Here is a 15339-nt window from a genome sequence, read left to right as displayed (position 1 = left end):
CCGGCCAAGCTGGTGATCGGCGCCATGATGCGCAAGCTCGTCCACGTTGCTTTCGGCGTCTTAAAATCTGGCAAACCATTCAATCAGGAGCTTCAAAACGCTTGACCGGCATAACAGTATCTACGGCCCCATCCCGGCTCCGGCTCGGCGGGCACGCGTATTGTGGGCACGCGTAGGGCGGGTTAGCTGCGCAGCAGCGTAACCCGCCGGCCTTTAGATGCTCAGCTTCAGCTGCAAGCCGGTATCTGTATAGACAGCTTCCACCTTAAAGCCCGGCACGGTGATGGTGTCGAACTTGCCTTGCATGCTGGCGGCGGCGATCACATTGAGCGTGTCGCCGGCGGCCGGCCTGTAGCCGTTCTGGAAGCTCACCACCAGGCTGCCTCCGGCTGCCGTCATGGTACCCGCCACTTGCAGGCGGCCCTGCTGGCCGCTGCCCAGTTTCAGTTCCAGGCTGCCTGCGGCCAGCTGCGTGTACTTGCCTGCCAGGGCCAGGGAGGCCGGTGCATTGCTCACGAGCGTGCCGCCGCTCACGTACACGTCGCCCTTGCCGAAGGCGCTGGCCGAATTGCCTTCCAGGCGGCCTGCTTCAAGCTGGGTGCCGCCGCTCCAGGTGTTGTTGCCGCCCAGTTTCAGCGTGCCCGAGCCTTGCTTGGTCAGCTTGCCGCTGCCGGAGATGTCGTTGCGCCAGCGGTCGTTCGCGTTGAAGCCGCCCTTGGCCGCGTCCATCGCCACCACCACGTTGCCGGTGAAGACGCCGTAGCCGTCCGCCGCCGCGAACAGATTCAGGCGCCCCCAGCCCTCGGCGTCGTCCAGGATGGGATAGCCGGACGGCAGCGCGGTGGTCTTGAGCACCACGCGGCGCTGCGCCTCGCTCAGATAGGGCAAGCGGGTTTCCAGCAGCACCTCTGCGCCTTTCGGCACCACGGCCGGCGCGGTGATGGCGCCGATCTGCGTAAAGCCGAAGGTCAGGCGGCGGATATAGGCGGCCTTGATGGCGGCATAGTCGGCAAAGCGGTCGTTGGCGGAGGTGCCGGAATGGGCGTAGTCATTGAAAGTCTCCGCCGTGGTACCGGTCTTTAGCATCAGCGTGGCGTGCGCCTGCGTGACGGCGGCAGCCTTGGTGGCGGCATTGGCCGGATCCAGCAGGTTGGCCGCAGCAATGGCCTGCGCCTGCACGCGGCCACTGATCACGTCCAGCGGCGAGTGCATGCCGGCGATGATGCGGCTTTCGCCCAGTTCCAGGCCGCGCGAAATAATCTCCTGGTAGCGCTCCGGCACGGCGTAAGCCATGGCCATCGCGCCGCGCACCGCTTCCGCCGAGTGGCCGCTGGTGAAGCCGCCGTCGGTGGACGGCGTGCTGCTCTTGGCCGGGACCAGGGCCGGCACCACCACCACGCTGCTGCTCCAGCGGTAGGGGCGCGCGTACTTGAAGAAGCGCTTGGCCGGTTCGGTAGAGCCGTTGTTGCCCATGGCGTTGACCAGCGTGACCACGTCGCCGAACTCCGGGTTAGCGCTACCGGCGACGCCCGTATTATTGCCGCTGTCGTTGTACAGCACCGTGGTGGCGTCGGCGGGAACGCCGGTAATGCTGGTGGTCTGGCGCGCGGCGCTGCGCCAGGCTTCGGTCAATGGACCCATGCCGTCGGTCAGGCTATAGCCTTTGCCGCGCCTGTCGTCCAGGTAGGCCGCCACTTCCTGCTCTTTGCTGCGGCTGGTGGTGGCTTTCACCACGTAGTCGATATTGGCGTTGTGGACGGCGGCGTTGACGATGGTGCCGCCGGGAGTGCCGTCGTTGGGCAGGCCGGTCCAGGCCGACGCCACAACAGCCGGGAAGCCCGCCACTGCGGGCGCGGTTTGTCCCGCATCCACGATCTCGGTCAGCGGCTTCCAGATGTCGAGCATGCCGATCAGCACGCGCACGCCGGCGTTGGTGGCGGCGGTGGCGTAGCGCGCGTCGCCGCGCTGGTTGGTGGCGACGTTATCGACGAAGGCCGGCACGCCGGCCGGCACCGGCGCGGTGTCGGCTGCGCCGGCGTCTGCGGGCGCGGCAGGGATGACGAGCGCTTGCGGCGCATTGCTGTCGGAACTGCCGCAGGCGGCCAGCGCCAGGGCGGCGCCGATGGCCAGTGCCAGCGGCAGCCGGCGCAACATGGTGAGGTCTTGCATGGGTTTCCTTTTGTGAGCTGACGGATAAAAACTTCCGGCATGCTACCCATGCATTGTTACTGCGCCATGACGCTTTCAGTCCAGGATGCTGCGGCCGTTCAGCGCTTGAACCGGGCGGTTGTTGGGATGGTGTATCAGCTCGGCGAAGGCGTCGACCTGCGCTTTGGATACCGTCACCGGGCTTTTCATCACCAGCCAGCGCACGCCTTCGGAGCAGGGCGGGGTGGTGAGCGAGCCGCTGAAGCGGTAGTAGCCGCGCTTGGCGGGCAGCAGGGCGGCCGCGCTCAGCGGCGCTGCCAGCGCGGCCTTGGCGCCGGCTTCCTTCGGCAGTTGCGGCCACAGTGCGGCCAGCGCCTTGTTGTCGGCGCCCTGCTTGAACATGACGGCGACGACTGCGAGGTTGCCGTCCTTGTCCGCATGGACCAGGTGGACTTCGAGGGGATAGGACACGCCCGCGATCAGGTTTTCGCTCGGAGCGTGGAAATGGTACTGCTTCAGCTCAAAGCGTTGGCCGTCCAGCCACAGCGCGCTGCCAGGCGCAAAGCCGACTTGCAGCGTGTGGCCGTTGTTGAGCACTTCGCCGCCGCCGGCCTGGTATTCCATCTTGAGCGGCTTGAGCGCGGCGTGGATGGTGCCTTTCAAATCGACAGGCGACTGGTTTTTTCCGTTGCAGGCGTAGTTGTCCGGCGAGAGCTTGGCCCATTGGTCCGGCCCTTCGGCGCCGGCGTAGCCCCAGTGACTGCCGTCTCCGGCGAAAGCGGCGTGGCTGGCGCAGGCCATCAGCGCTGCGAGTGCGAGTTTTTTCATGGTGTCTCCGGGAATAGTTGTTTTCTAATTCTAGTGCGTGCGGTGCTTTGAAACTACGCCGATTGTCACTAGATGCTATTCCGCCACACTGCTAAATTTTTGGCAGGTTGGCCACGCCGAAAGGCACATGCACCATGGGGATGGTGCCGCCTTCGGACTTCAGGTGGCTGAGCTGGTCGTCGAAGAAAATGTGGGGCTTGAGGATGGACAGCACGCGCGACTTCTCCATGCCGCCCAGGAAGAAGGTTTCGTTGGCGGATACGCCCCAGTTTTTCAGCGTGGTGACCACGCGCTCGTGCGAGGGCGCGCTGCGCGCGGTGACGATGGCGATGCTGAGGATGCGCTTGTAGCCCGGGTCGCGCCGCGCCAGCACGGCTTCGTAGCGCTGCATGACGTGCAGCTTGCGGAACAGGTCCGCCAGCGGGCCGGGACGGTGGGGTATGGCCACGCGCTCGGTTTCGTGGGCGTGGAATTCGCCCACGTCGTTGTTGCGCTTGTAGACGGTTTCGGATTCGTCGTCGGCGATCACGCCGTCGAAGTCGAAGGCCACGCGCAGTTCCATGTCGTCCTCGTCGTCCTCGATCAGAGAGGGCAGCACCAGGCCGGCGGGGTAGTTGCTGGCCAGCGCGCTGCGCACGTCGTCCGCGTTCGCGCTCAGGAACAGCGAGGTGTTGAAGGCGGGCAGATAGGTGTAGGGCGACTTGCCGGTGACGAAGGCGGCGCGCGAGATGTCCAGGCCGTAGTGGGCGATGGATTTCATCACGCGCAGGCCGGTCTCGGGCGAGTTGCGCGACAGGAGCACCACTTCCACCGGCATCTGGCCTGGGAAGTGCTTGTTGATGTTGAGGAAGCGGCGGATGAAGGGGAAGGCCACGCCTTTGCCCAGTATGTCGCCGAGGTGCGCTTCCTGGTATTTGCGGTATTCCTCCTCGCCGCCGTCTTCGTAGACTTTGTGCGATTCCGACAGGTCGAACAGGGCGCTGGAGGCGATGCCGATCACCAGCTTGTTATGGATGGGGTAGGACATTAACCCTTTCTGAGCACGCCGGTGGCCTGGAAGCGGATTTCGCCGTCGGGGCCGGGTGTGGTGGTGATGTGAAGTTCGCTGATGCCGTGCTGCGCGGCGGCCAGCAGCAGCGGACTGATGGCGCTGGAGACCAGGGTTTGTTCAACATCCGGCAGCGCGGGAATGGGCGGGCGGCGCGGCGCGGCGATGATGGTGGCTTCGGATGAAGCATGGTCCGGGATGGCAAACGGCGCGGCTTGGGCTGCCGGCGGGGCAATCGCAGGCGCCGCCGGCGGCACCGTGTCGGAAGGCGAAGCGTCGGCCGCCGCCGCATTGGCGGCGCCGAAGAACTGGTTCACCATCCAGCCGAATTCGCGCCGCGTGGTCACGCAGTAGATCGGCGTGGCGTTCGGGAACACGCGCTGCACGGCGCCGCTGGCTTTCAGCTGGTCCGGGTCCACCGCCAGGATGAACAGGCCGTGCCGGCCTTCCTCGATCGGCATCCACTGGTTCTGCACCACGTATTCGCGGTTGAAGCTGTCGAGCAGGCCTTGCGGGCGGCGCCGGTCCACCTGGAACATAAAGTAGGGCACGCCGAAGAAGTCGGCCAGGGCGCGGCCCACCAGCGCGGGCTTGATGGCCAGTTCGTCCAGCAGCACGTCTTCAATGTCGATGTTGCGTGCTGCGGCACTGCGCAGCGCCTGGTCCAGCTGGGTGCGCGGCAGCGCCGATTCGGACAGCATGCCGGCGAAGCGGCTGCGCTCGCGCGTGGGCGCCTTGTGGCGGTGCGCGAAGGCGATGGCGATGGAGTCGCACAGGTGCTGCGCGCCTTCCTCCACCATGGCGTCGAAGGCGCCGCCCTTGCGGTTGTTGATCAGCTGGAGCACGCCCAGCACGGCGCCGTCCTCGGCCAGGATGGGCGCCACCAGCATTTGCTGCGTGCGGTAGCCTGTGCGCCGGTCCACGCCCTGCTGGAAGCACAGCGCGGCATCATGCCGCCGCAGCTCGGCTTCGTCGTACACGTCCAGCAGGTTGAGCATTTTCTTCGACAGCGCCGCGTAGCCGGCAATGCTTTGCGCCGAGATGGGCAGCTTGAGCTGCTTGAACGAGGCCAGGCCGGTCTTCACCTTGGACACCATGCTGCTCTTGTCCTCGGACAGCGCGTAGATGGTGAGCCGGTCGCCGCTGAACAGCTCGCACAGTTCGGCCGACATCTCCAGCATGATGTCGTCGATATCCTGCGTGGCGTGGATCTTGTTGGTCAGCAGCTGCAGGCGTTTGAAGAAGTGCAGCCGGTCTTCGGCGGAGGTCATGGCCGCTGCTCTCAGCGTTTCACGTCAGGGCGCACGCCGGGCGGCGTGGTGACCACGGTGGCGTCCTGGTCCAGGCCCGGCGGCGTGGGCAGCGGCAGGCCGACGCCCGAGATCTGCGTGGCGTCCGGATCCTCGCCGGCGGCGTAGGGCTGGAACGGGGGCAGGGTGCTGGGGGCGCCCATGCCATGCACGGCGCCCGAGGCAGCCCCGGTGCCGGCCAGGAAGGCGTTCTGCATGCGCGCCTGCGGCGGCATGGTGTCGTCCAGGCCCACTTCTTCGCCGTTCAGGGCGCGCTTGAGGTCTTCCTTGAAGCTGCGCGCGCTCGGGTAGCGGTCTTCCGGGCGCTTGGCCAGCGCGCGCAGCACCACGCGGTCGAAGGCGGGGCTGATCAGGGGGCTCAGGGTGCTCGGCAGCTCCGGCTGCTCGTAGACGATTTTCTGCTGCACCGCGAACAGGCCCTGGCCGACAAAGGGCTTTTCGCCGGTGAGGAACTGGTACAGGATGATGCCGACCGCGAAAATGTCCGAACGCGGTCCCACGGCCTGGCCGGTGATCTGCTCGGGCGACATGTAGCTGGGCGTGCCGACCATGGTGCCCGCTTCGGTGTGCATGGTGTTCACGTCCTGCATGCGGGCCACGCCGAAATCGGTCAGCTTCACGCGCAGCTGGCCGCTGAGCATAATGTTGGCGGGCTTGATGTCGCGGTGGATGATGCCCTGCTGGTGGGCGTAGTCCACCGCGTCCAGCAGCTCGCAGGTCATGCGCACCGAGTCTTCCAGCGTGAAGTCGAGCGAGAACACCTGGCTATCGTCGAAATAGCTGCCCAGCTCCTCGCCGGCGATCAGCTCCATCACCAGGTAGGCTTCGCCGTTTTCCTCACCGAAGTCGTACACGGTGACGATATTGGGGTGGTTCAGGCGCGCGACCGCCTGCGCCTCCTGGGTGAAGCGGGCCGAATATTCGGCCCGCAGCGCCGGATCGTCGATCCGGCCCATGTGGATGACCTTGATGGCGACCCGGCGGTTCAGCTTGGGGTCGACACCTTCATAGACCAGGCCCATCGCGCCGCGTCCCAGCACGCGCAATAATTGATACCGGCCCAGCTGCTTCAGTTCATTCATGTGGCGATGTGAGTGGCAAGACTCGTATAAGACTTTGGAAAGATTAAGTTTATAGCAGAAACGTCTCGTCGTATGATAAGCGAATGACAACCTTGTAAGCCAGCGCCCATGCAAATAAATATCGGCAGTGTGTTGCCCGGGCGCGCAGGCGGCTATGTGCTGCGGCGCGCGCTGGCTCCCGGCGTGTGGCTGGCCGGCGCTCCGGACGGCGCACAGGTGGCGCTGAAGCTGGCAGCTGCGCCGCTTTTCCCGCCGCCGGGGCTGCGCCACACGCGCATCGTGGCGGTGCTGGAGGCGGCGCCCGGATTCACGGTGATGGAATATATGGCCGGTCCCGCGCTGTCCGCGCTGTTGCAGGAAGGCCCGCTGCCGGCCGCGCGCGCCGTGGCGTGGATGGCACAAATGCTGGAAGGACTGGAGTACGCGCACGGCGCGGGCGTGGTCCACCGCGACATCAAGCCGTCCAATTTGCTGCTCGACGCCGGCGGCGCACTGAAAATCTCCGACTTCGGCCTTGCCGGCAAGGCCGGCGCCGCCAGCGCGCATGGCACGCCAGGGTATATGGCGCCCGAGCAGATGCGCGGCCAGGCCGATCCGCGCAGCGACCTGTTCGCCGCCGCCGTGGTGCTGTACCAGATGCTGGCCGGACGCCGTCCCTTCGAAGGCACGCCTTTCCAGATGATGCAGCAGGTGCTGATCGGGGCGCCGCCGCCGCTGCCGCCGGCGCTGGCGCGCTTCCAGGCCGTGATCGGCCGTGGCCTGGCCAAGGCGCCGTCGGGGCGCTTTCAGCATGCCAGCGAATTCCTCGCCGCCCTCGACACGGCTGCATAAGCATAACGCTGCACATCTTGCAATATGTTTGGGCAACAAATTCGTGTCAAAATAGAATTATTTTTTAGAATACTTTTCCCAATTTCAAGCTATAGTCATGGTCGAAAATCGGTTATTTGCCTAAGGTGGTGGAGTGGATATAGATTCTTTGCTTCAGGATGTCGAGGCCGACGCGCCGTGCGGCCCCAATCTTGAATACGACCCGGAGTTCCTCGAGCTGGAGCAGGCCATCCTGGGCAAGCCGGAAGTCCAGTATGGCGACACCATCACGCCTGCCGTGCCGCCGGAATGGAAGGTTGTCAAGCGCCTGGCCAAGGATCTGCTGGAGCGCAGCCGTGATTTGCGGCTAGCCGTTTCGCTGTCGCGCGCGCTGCTCGCGCTGGAAGGCGCGCCGGGCATGGCCAGCGGCCTGGCGCTGATCGAGCGCCTGCTGGAGCAGCGCTGGGACAGCGTCCATCCCCAGCTCGACCCCGACGACGACATGGACCCCATGTTGCGCATCAATTCCCTGGCCGCCCTGGTCGACAACGCCTTTTTGCGTGAACTGAAAGACGCCACGCTGCTGATGCTGCCCGGACTGGGGCCGCTGTCGCTGCGCACGCTCGAAGTGAGCAGCGGCGAGCTGCCGCCGGCCGAGGGCGAAAGCAAGATAGAACTGCATTCCATCGCCGCCGCCCTGCGCGACGCGGACCCCGAACGGGTGGCCGCCAGCAGCGCCGGCCTGGCCGCCGCTTGCGAGAGCGCCACGCAGATTGAACTGATACTGGTGCGCCAGGTGGGCAGCTCGCAGGCGCTGAACCTGGACGGCCTGGTGCGCCTGCTGCGGCGCGGACGCGATTTCTTCGCCGAGCAGGCCGGCGAGGCCGACGAGGGCGCGCCGGCGCAAGGCGAGTATGAGGGCGAAGGTGAAGACGGCGGCGCCGGCGCGGCGGGCGGCGGTGGGCGCGCGGGGCGCGGCGGCGCCATCAGCGGCGAGGTGGCCAGCCGGGCCGACGTGATACGCATGCTGGACAAGATCAGCCAGTATTACCAGAAGTATGAACCGTCCAGTCCCGTGCCGCTGCTGCTGGAGCGCGCCAAACGGCTGGTGCCCAAGAATTTCTTCGAAATCATGGAAGACTTGGCGCCGGAGGGCATGGCGCAGCTGCTGATGGTCAGCGGGCCGCGCGAGGGCGAGCAGCAGGAGCAAAGCGAGTACTGAGTATTAAGTATTGAGTATCAGGCAGGCGTACTAATTCAGGTTGTTTCCATCACTAGGAGGAGTAAATCGTGGGCAAAGAAAGTAGCCAGAAGTTCATCGCGCGCAACCGCGCGCCGCGCGTGCAGATCGAGTACGACGTGGAAGTCTACGGCGCGGAAAAAAGCGTACAACTGCCCTTCGTGATGGGCGTGCTGGCCGACCTGTCGGGCCAGCCGGCCGATCCGCTGGCGCCGGTGGCGGACCGCAAGTTCCTGGAGATCGACGTCGACAACTTCGACGAGCGCCTGAAATCGATGAAGCCGCGCGTGGCGGTGCAGGTGCCGAACACGCTGACCGGCGAAGGCAATATGGCGGTCGACATGACCTTTGAAAGCATGGACGACTTCACCCCGGCCGCCATCGCGCGCAAGGTGGAATCGCTGAACAAGCTGCTGGAAGCGCGCGGTCAGCTGTCCAACCTGCTGACCTATATGGACGGCAAGACGGGCGCCGAGGAACTGATCGGCAAGCTGCTGGCCGAACCGGCCCTGATGCAGGCCCTGACCTCGGCACCGAAGCCGCAAGAATAATCGACGGAGGAATTGATGGCACAGATCACTGAAGCACAACAAGGCGCGGCCGGCACCCTGGAGATGAGCGACTTCGGCAGCTTGCTGCAGAAGGAGTTCAAGCCGCAATCGGACAAGGCCAAGGAAGCGGTCGAGAACGCGGTCAAGACGCTGGCCGAGCAGGCCCTGAGCGGCACCAACCTGATCTCGAACGACGTGCTGGGCACCATCGAGGGCCTGATCGCGGCGCTGGACAAGAAGCTCACCGAGCAGATCAACCTGATCATGCACACCGATGAGTTCCAGAAAGTGGAAGGCGCCTGGCGCGGCCTGCACCACCTGGTGAACAACACCGAGACCGACGAAACGCTGAAAATCCGCGTGATGAACATCTCGAAGAACGACCTGGCCAAGACCCTGAAGAAATTCAAGGGCACGGCCTGGGACCAGAGCCCGATCTTCAAGAAGATGTACGAGGAAGAATTCGGTCAGTTCGGCGGCGAGCCTTTCGGCTCCATCGTGGCCGACTACTACTTCGACAACAGCGCACCGGACGTGGAACTGCTGGCCGGCATGGCGAAAATCGCCGCCGCCGCGCATGCGCCGCTGATCGCCGCCGCCGCGCCGTCCGTCATGCTGATGGAATCGTGGCAGGAGCTGTCCAATCCGCGCGACTTGACCAAGATCTTCCAGACTCCGGAACACGCCGCCTGGCGCTCCTTCCGCGAGTCCGAGGACGCGCGCTACGTGGGCCTGGCCATGCCGCGCTTCCTGGCGCGCCAGCCCTACGGCGCCAAGACCGATCCGGTGGAAGCCTTCGACTTCGAGGAAGACACCTCGGCCGCCGGCAGCAAGAACTACACCTGGGCCAACGCGGCCTACGCCATGGCGGTGAACATCAACCGCTCCTTCAAGGAATACGGCTGGTGCTCGCGCATCCGCGGCATCGAATCCGGCGGCGCGGTGGAAGGCCTGCCGGTGCACAGCTTCCCGACCGACGACGGCGGCGTGGCCATGCAGTGCCCGACCGAAATCGCCATTTCGGACCGCCGCGAGGCCGAGCTGGCAGCCAACGGCTTCATGCCGCTGGTGCATAAGAAAAACACCGACTTCGCCGCCTTCATCGGCGCGCAGTCGCTGCACAAGCCAGCCGAATACGACGACCCGGACGCCACCGCCAACGCCAACCTGGGCGCGCGCCTGCCGTACCTGTTCGCCACCTGCCGTTTTGCGCATTACCTGAAGTGCATCGTGCGTGACAAGATCGGTTCCTTCAAGGGGCGCGATGAGATGGAGCGCTGGCTGAGCAACTGGATCAACCGTTACGTCGACGGCGATCCAGCCAACTCCAGCGAAGGAACCAAGGCCACGAAACCGCTGGCCGCGGCGGAAGTGATCCTGGAAGAAGTAGAAGGCAATCCGGGTTACTACACCTCGAAGTTCTTCCTGCGCCCGCATTACCAGCTGGAAGGCCTGACCGTGTCGCTGCGCCTGGTATCGAAGCTGCCGTCGGCCAAAGGCGGCTAAGTTTTTCATCGTAGTTAGATCAAGTCGGACCACACACTAGGAGAATAAGATGGCAATAGACATGTTCCTGAATCTGGGCGCCACCATCAAAGGTGAAACCCAGGACAAAGCGCAAAAAGCAGCCGGCGATATCGACGTGCTGGCATGGAGCTGGGGCGCTTCGAACGCCGGTTCCTTCCACACCGGCGGCGGCGGCGGCGCAGGCAAGGCCAATTTCCAGGATATCTCGATCACCAAATACCTGGACAAGTCCTCGACCGCCATCCTGAGCGCGCTGGCCAAGGGCTCGCACATTCCAGTGGCCAAGCTGCTGGTGCGCAAAGCCGGCGAAGGCCAGCAGAAGTACCTGGAAATCACCATGACCAAGGTGCTGGTCACGTCGCTGTCGACCGGCGGCAGCGGCGGCGAAGACCGTCTGACCGAAAACATCAGCCTGAATTTCGCTGAAGTGAAGATGGAATACTTCCTGCAAAACGAGAAGGGCGTTACGGCGTCCGGCGGCGTGTTCAATTACGACATCGCCGGCAACGTGGCCAAGTAAGTTCGTGCAGCCGGGGCATTGCCGCCCCGGCTTTTTTTTCACCTGTTTCTTCTGACTTACACCAGGGCTCCTTATGGACGCGCAACAGCTTATTAGTGATGGCCAGCTTGGCGCCGCGCTCACCGCGCTGCAGGACCAGATCCGTAAAGACCCGTCGAATGCGAAATACCGCACCTTCTTGTTCCAGCTGCTCTGCGTGCAGGGACAGTGGAACCGCGCGCTGACGCAGTTGAACGTGGCCGCCGAACTCGACGCCGCCACCCTGCCGATGGCGCAAACCTACCGCGAGGCGATCCAGTGCGAGGCGCTGCGCGATGAAATTTTTTCCGGCAAGCGCCTGCCAGTGGTGTTCGGCGAGCCGCTGCCGTGGATAGCGCTGGTGGCCGAGGCGCTCAAGCTGGAAGGCGAGGGCAATGCCGCCGGCGGCGCCGCGGCCCGTGCACGCGCTTTCGAGGACGCGCCGGCCAGCTCCGGCAGCATCAACGGCGAACGCTTTGAATGGCTGGCCGACGCGGACGCCCGCATCGGTCCGGTGCTCGAAGTGATCATGAACGGGCGCTATATCTGGGTGCCGGTGCAGCACGTGAGCCGCATCGAGATCGAAGCGCCGTCCGACCTGCGCGACAAGGTGTGGATGCCCGCCACCTTCACCTGGACCAACGGCGCCAGCACGGTCGGCCTGATCCCGACGCGCTACGCGGGCACCGTGCGCCCCGGCGCCGACGAGGCTTTGCTGCTGGCGCGCCGCACGGAATGGAGCGAGGAGGGCATAGGCCTGGGCCAGCGCATGCTGGCCACCGACGCCGCCGATTACGCGCTGATGGACGTGCGGACCGTGGAGTTCGACGCCGGCGGCCATGCAGTAGACACGTCCGCCAATGGCTGAACTGGCGCCACGCGAGCGGTTGCAGCCCTCGCTGCTGGACCGCCTGACCGACGACGAGCCGGACAGCAGCGTGGAATCGCGCGAGCGGCGCGTGCTGTCGCTGCGCACCCTGCGCGAGAGCGTGCTGCGCGACCTGGCGTGGCTGCTCAACACCACCAATCTGCTGTCGGTCACGGATTTTCCGAAACTGCCGCACGTGGCCAACTCGGTGGTCAACTACGGCATGCCGGACATCTCCGGCATCTCCGTCGCTGGCATGAACCTGACCGACCTGGAACGGGGCATTCGCCAGGCGATCTGGGACTTCGAGCCGCGCTTGATACGCGCCACGGTCAGCGTGAAGGCGGTGCCGCAGCAGTCGGAAGGCAACACCATCATGTTTGAAATTGAAGGCGATATGTGGGCGCAACCCTACCCTGAACGGCTGTACCTGAAAACGGAACTCGACATCGACCGCGCCACCATACGCCTGACCGAAAACAGCGGCGGCAAGGGAGTGGCGGCATGAATCCGCGCCTGCTGCGCTATTACAGCCAGGAGCTGCAGCACCTGCGCGAAGTGGGCGGCGAGTTCGCCAAGGAATATCCCAAGATCGCCGGCCGTCTGGGCCTGGAGGGTTTCGACTGCGCCGACCCTTATGTAGAGCGGCTGCTGGAAGGCTTCAGCTTCCTTGCCGCGCGCGTGCAGATGAAGATAGACTCCGAGTTCCCGCGCTTTACGCAGCATATGTCGGAGCTGGTCTACCCGCACTTCCTGGCGCCCACGCCGTCGATGGCGGTGGTGCAGCTGCAGCCGGACCTGAGCAACCCGGCCCTGAAGCAGGGCTATGTGGTGCCTCGCGGGACCGCCATGCGCAGCGTGCTGGGCAAGGGCGACACCACGGCCTGCGAATACCGCACCGCGCACGACGTGACCATGTGGCCGGTGGAACTGGCCGAAGCCAAGTTCTTCACCCACAGCGGCGCGCTTGGCGGCGCACCTATGCCGCTGCCGGCCGGCGTCAAGGCGGGCATCCGCCTGCGCCTGCGCACCGTGGGCGGGCTGCCTTTCCACGCGCTGAACATGGACAGCCTGGCGTTGAACCTGCGCGGCAGCGACGAAATGCCGGTCAAGATCTACGAAAAAATCCTGGGCAGCGTCGAGGGCGTGCTGGTGTCCTCGGCCGGCGGTTCGGCCTTGCTGCCAAAAAGCGCCGTGGCCCCGCTGGGATTTGGCGAAGAGGAAGCGCTGCTGCCCAGCGGCCGGCGCACCTTCCAGGGCTACCGCCTGCTGCAGGAATACTTCGCCTTCCCGCAGCGCTACCTGTTCGTTGAACTGCGCGGCTTGCGGCGCGCCCTGGGCCGCTGCGCCGAATCGGAAATCGAGCTGGTCATCCTGCTGAACCGGGGCGACGCCCAGCTCGAGCAGATGCTGGACGCGTCCAACTTCGCGCTCAACTGCACGCCCGCCATCAACCTGTTCCAGCGCCGCGCGGACCGTATCAACGTCAGCGGCGAGCAGTTTGAATACCACGTGCTGGTGGACCGTACGCGGCCGATGGATTTCGAGGTATTTCAGATCGAGGACGTGACGGGCTACGGCACCGGCCCGCAGGCCGAGCAGACCTTCCGCCCCTTCTACACGGCCAAGGACATTGGCGGCCTGCACCAGGACAAGGCCTTCTACCATATCCGGCGCGAGCCGCGCGTGATCTCGCAGCGCCAGCGCAAGGTGGGGCCGCGCTCCAGCTATATCGGCAGCGAGACCTTTATCTCCATCGTCGACGCGGCAGAGGCGCCGTACCGCAGCGACCTGCGCCAGCTCGGCCTGCAGGTCTGGTGCACCAACCGCGACCTGCCGCTGTCCATGCCGCTGGGCGTGGGCAAGACCGATTTCATCCTGGACTCCGGCGCGCCGGTGACGGCGGTGCGCTGCCTGGCCGGCCCCAGCCAGCCGAATGCGTCCTTCGCCGAGGGCGCGGTGGCGTGGCGCTTGCTGAACCACCTGTCGCTCAATTATCTGTCGCTGACCGACAGCGATCCGCGCCAGGGCGCGGTGGCGCTGCGCGAAATGCTGTCGCTATACTGCCATCCAGGCGACCTGAATGGCCAGCGCCAGATCGAGGGCGTGCAGTCCATCAGCACTTCCAGCATCACGCGCCGCATGCCGTCGCCGGGGCCTATCACTTTCGGGCGCGGCCTGCAGGTGACCGTTACGATGGACGACGCGGCCTTCGAGGGCACCGGCGCCTTCCTGCTGGGCGGCGTGCTGGCGCAGTTCTTCGCGCAATACGTTTCCATCAATTCCTTCACCGAGACCGTGGTGCGCACCGTGGGGCGGGGCGAAATCATGCGCTGGCCGGCCAAGGGAGGCGCATGCGCGATCCTGTAGAACTGGACCTGGAGCTGGAGCGCAACGCCGCGCGCATGGACTTTTTCCAGGTGCTGCGGCTGATCGAGAACGCGCACCCCGAACTGCCGCGCATCGGCGCCTCGCTGCGTCCGCGCGACGACGCGGTGCGCTTCGGCCAGGACCCGGCGCTGACCTTCCACGCCACCGCGCTGGGCCAGTTCCTGCGCGCCGGCGCCAACGGGCCGGACTCCAGGGCGCGGCTGGCGGTCAATTTCTTCGGCCTGCTGGGCGCCAACGGGCCAATGCCGACCCATATCACCGAATACGTGCGCGACCGCCTGCGCAACGGCGGCGACGCCACCATGCTGGCCTTCCTGGACGTGTTCCACCACCGCATGCTGTCGCTGTTCTACCGCGCCAAGGCGCAGGCCGAACCCGCCATCAACCTGGACCGCGAGGACACCGACCGCTACGCCGAATTCGTCGGCAGCCTGTTCGGCATCGGCGCGCCCGCGCTGCGCCAGCGCGACGAGATCGGCGACTTCGCCAAGCTGCACTTCGCCGGCCTGCTGGCGAACAACGCGCGGCCCGCGTCCGGCCTGGTGTCCATCCTGCGCGAGTACTTCAAGCTGCCGGTGCAGGTGGAGCAGTTCGTGGGCCACTGGATGCGGCTGCCGCTGGAAATCCAGTCGCGCCTGGGCGGCGTGGAGGACGGCAACCGGCTCGGCATTTCCACTGTCCTTGGCAGCAAGGTGTGGGACAGCCAGAACAAATTCCGCATCGTCATCGGCCCCATGGGCTTTGCCGATTATGAACGCATGCTGCCCGGCGGGGACAGCATGAAGCGCCTGCTGGCCTGGGTGCGTAACTACGCGGGCACGGCCCTGGACTGGGACGTGCGCCTGATTCTGAAGAAGGAAGAAACCCCGGCATTGCGGCTGGGCAGGGACTCCAGCGGGCGCGGCCTCCGCCTCGGCTGGAGCACCTGGCCGGCCAGCGCGGCCCCCAGCCGCAATCCGGACCAATTGCTCATCAACCCAAGCGCCCATGCGGGCTAA

General features: G+C 65.4%; 14 protein-coding genes and 1 pseudogene. 10 read left to right on the top strand and 5 right to left on the bottom strand.

Annotated features, from left to right (window positions below; genetic code table 11):
- Positions 1–105, top strand: a pseudogene (locus GTP77_RS31320) (IS110 family transposase); the annotation flags it as partial.
- A gap of 108 nt (positions 106–213) precedes the next feature.
- Here GTP77_RS31320 and GTP77_RS27310 read toward each other — a convergent pair.
- From GTP77_RS27310 to GTP77_RS27290, 5 genes are all read right to left on the bottom strand, one after another.
- Entirely contained in the window at positions 214–2169 is a 1956-nt protein-coding gene (locus GTP77_RS27310; protein WP_161075313.1) for a phosphatase PAP2 family protein, read from the bottom strand.
- Between the two features lie 75 nt (positions 2170–2244).
- Positions 2245–2976 carry a carbonic anhydrase gene (locus GTP77_RS27305; protein WP_161075312.1) on the bottom strand — a complete coding sequence of 244 codons (732 nt, stop codon included), beginning with the start codon at positions 2974–2976 and terminating at the stop codon, positions 2245–2247.
- A gap of 91 nt (positions 2977–3067) precedes the next feature.
- Positions 3068–4003, bottom strand: coding sequence for a 5'-nucleotidase (locus tag GTP77_RS27300; protein ID WP_161075311.1), 936 nt, complete (start codon positions 4001–4003; stop codon positions 3068–3070).
- A complete protein-coding gene (locus GTP77_RS27295; RefSeq protein WP_161075310.1) occupies positions 4003–5295 on the bottom strand; it encodes a GAF domain-containing protein in 1293 nt (430 codons plus the stop codon). The genes GTP77_RS27300 and GTP77_RS27295 overlap by 1 nt, the downstream gene beginning before the upstream one ends.
- An 11-nt stretch (positions 5296–5306) precedes the next feature.
- On the bottom strand, positions 5307–6416 hold the full coding sequence (locus GTP77_RS27290) for a serine/threonine protein kinase (RefSeq protein WP_161075309.1): 1110 nt from the start codon (positions 6414–6416) through the stop codon (positions 5307–5309).
- A 108-nt stretch (positions 6417–6524) separates the two neighbouring features.
- Here GTP77_RS27290 and GTP77_RS27285 point away from each other — a divergent pair, with 108 nt between their 5' ends.
- The 9 genes from GTP77_RS27285 to tssG all read left to right on the top strand — a co-directional run bounded on the left by GTP77_RS27285 (position 6525) and on the right by tssG (position 15339).
- Entirely contained in the window at positions 6525–7247 is a 723-nt protein-coding gene (locus GTP77_RS27285) for a serine/threonine-protein kinase (RefSeq protein WP_161075308.1), read from the top strand.
- Between the two features lie 133 nt (positions 7248–7380).
- Positions 7381–8448 (top strand): type VI secretion system protein TssA, encoded by a 1068-nt coding sequence (tssA, locus tag GTP77_RS27280; protein ID WP_161075307.1) that lies wholly within the window; start codon positions 7381–7383, stop codon positions 8446–8448.
- Between the two features lie 68 nt (positions 8449–8516).
- A complete protein-coding gene (gene tssB / locus GTP77_RS27275) occupies positions 8517–9017 on the top strand; it encodes a type VI secretion system contractile sheath small subunit (RefSeq protein WP_161075306.1) in 501 nt (166 codons plus the stop codon).
- Positions 9018–9032: 15 nt separating this feature from the next.
- Complete coding sequence (gene tssC / locus GTP77_RS27270) at positions 9033–10523, top strand: type VI secretion system contractile sheath large subunit (protein ID WP_161075305.1); 1491 nt, start codon at positions 9033–9035, stop codon at positions 10521–10523.
- A 49-nt stretch (positions 10524–10572) separates the two neighbouring features.
- Positions 10573–11064 (top strand): Hcp family type VI secretion system effector, encoded by a 492-nt coding sequence (locus tag GTP77_RS27265; protein WP_161075304.1) that lies wholly within the window; start codon positions 10573–10575, stop codon positions 11062–11064.
- 73 nt (positions 11065–11137) lie between these two features.
- Positions 11138–11950, top strand: coding sequence for a type VI secretion system accessory protein TagJ (locus GTP77_RS27260; RefSeq protein WP_161075303.1), 813 nt, complete (start codon positions 11138–11140; stop codon positions 11948–11950).
- Positions 11943–12458 (top strand): type VI secretion system baseplate subunit TssE, encoded by a 516-nt coding sequence (gene tssE, locus GTP77_RS27255; protein WP_161075302.1) that lies wholly within the window; start codon positions 11943–11945, stop codon positions 12456–12458. Before GTP77_RS27260 ends, tssE begins: the two co-directional genes overlap by 8 nt.
- Positions 12455–14320 carry a type VI secretion system baseplate subunit TssF gene (gene tssF / locus GTP77_RS27250; protein WP_161075301.1) on the top strand — a complete coding sequence of 622 codons (1866 nt, stop codon included), beginning with the start codon at positions 12455–12457 and terminating at the stop codon, positions 14318–14320. Before tssE ends, tssF begins: the two co-directional genes overlap by 4 nt.
- On the top strand, positions 14305–15339 hold the full coding sequence (gene tssG / locus GTP77_RS27245; protein WP_161075300.1) for a type VI secretion system baseplate subunit TssG: 1035 nt from the start codon (positions 14305–14307) through the stop codon (positions 15337–15339). Before tssF ends, tssG begins: the two co-directional genes overlap by 16 nt.

Origin of the sequence: Pseudoduganella aquatica (genome assembly GCF_009857595.1) — a bacterium.
In the GTDB taxonomy this organism is placed as follows: domain Bacteria; phylum Pseudomonadota; class Gammaproteobacteria; order Burkholderiales; family Burkholderiaceae_D; genus Rugamonas; species Rugamonas aquatica_A.
This window is presented reverse-complemented; position numbering and strand designations above follow the sequence as displayed.

Bases quoted from the DNA above. Each gene is read 5' to 3' on its own strand.
- GTP77_RS27310 (WP_161075313.1), bottom strand. From the start codon at position 2,169: ATGCAAGACCTCACCATGTTGCGCCGGCTGCCGCTGGCACTGGCCATC.
- GTP77_RS27305 (WP_161075312.1), bottom strand. From the start codon at position 2,976: ATGAAAAAACTCGCACTCGCAGCGCTGATGGCCTGCGCCAGCCACGCC.
- GTP77_RS27300 (WP_161075311.1), bottom strand. From the start codon at position 4,003: ATGTCCTACCCCATCCATAACAAGCTGGTGATCGGCATCGCCTCCAGC.
- GTP77_RS27295 (WP_161075310.1), bottom strand. From the start codon at position 5,295: ATGACCTCCGCCGAAGACCGGCTGCACTTCTTCAAACGCCTGCAGCTG.
- GTP77_RS27290 (WP_161075309.1), bottom strand. From the start codon at position 6,416: ATGAATGAACTGAAGCAGCTGGGCCGGTATCAATTATTGCGCGTGCTG.
- GTP77_RS27285 (WP_161075308.1), top strand. From the start codon at position 6,525: ATGCAAATAAATATCGGCAGTGTGTTGCCCGGGCGCGCAGGCGGCTAT.
- tssC (WP_161075305.1), top strand. From the start codon at position 9,033: ATGGCACAGATCACTGAAGCACAACAAGGCGCGGCCGGCACCCTGGAG.
- GTP77_RS27265 (WP_161075304.1), top strand. From the start codon at position 10,573: ATGGCAATAGACATGTTCCTGAATCTGGGCGCCACCATCAAAGGTGAA.
- GTP77_RS27260 (WP_161075303.1), top strand. From the start codon at position 11,138: ATGGACGCGCAACAGCTTATTAGTGATGGCCAGCTTGGCGCCGCGCTC.
- tssE (WP_161075302.1), top strand. From the start codon at position 11,943: ATGGCTGAACTGGCGCCACGCGAGCGGTTGCAGCCCTCGCTGCTGGAC.
- tssF (WP_161075301.1), top strand. From the start codon at position 12,455: ATGAATCCGCGCCTGCTGCGCTATTACAGCCAGGAGCTGCAGCACCTG.
- tssG (WP_161075300.1), top strand. From the start codon at position 14,305: ATGCGCGATCCTGTAGAACTGGACCTGGAGCTGGAGCGCAACGCCGCG.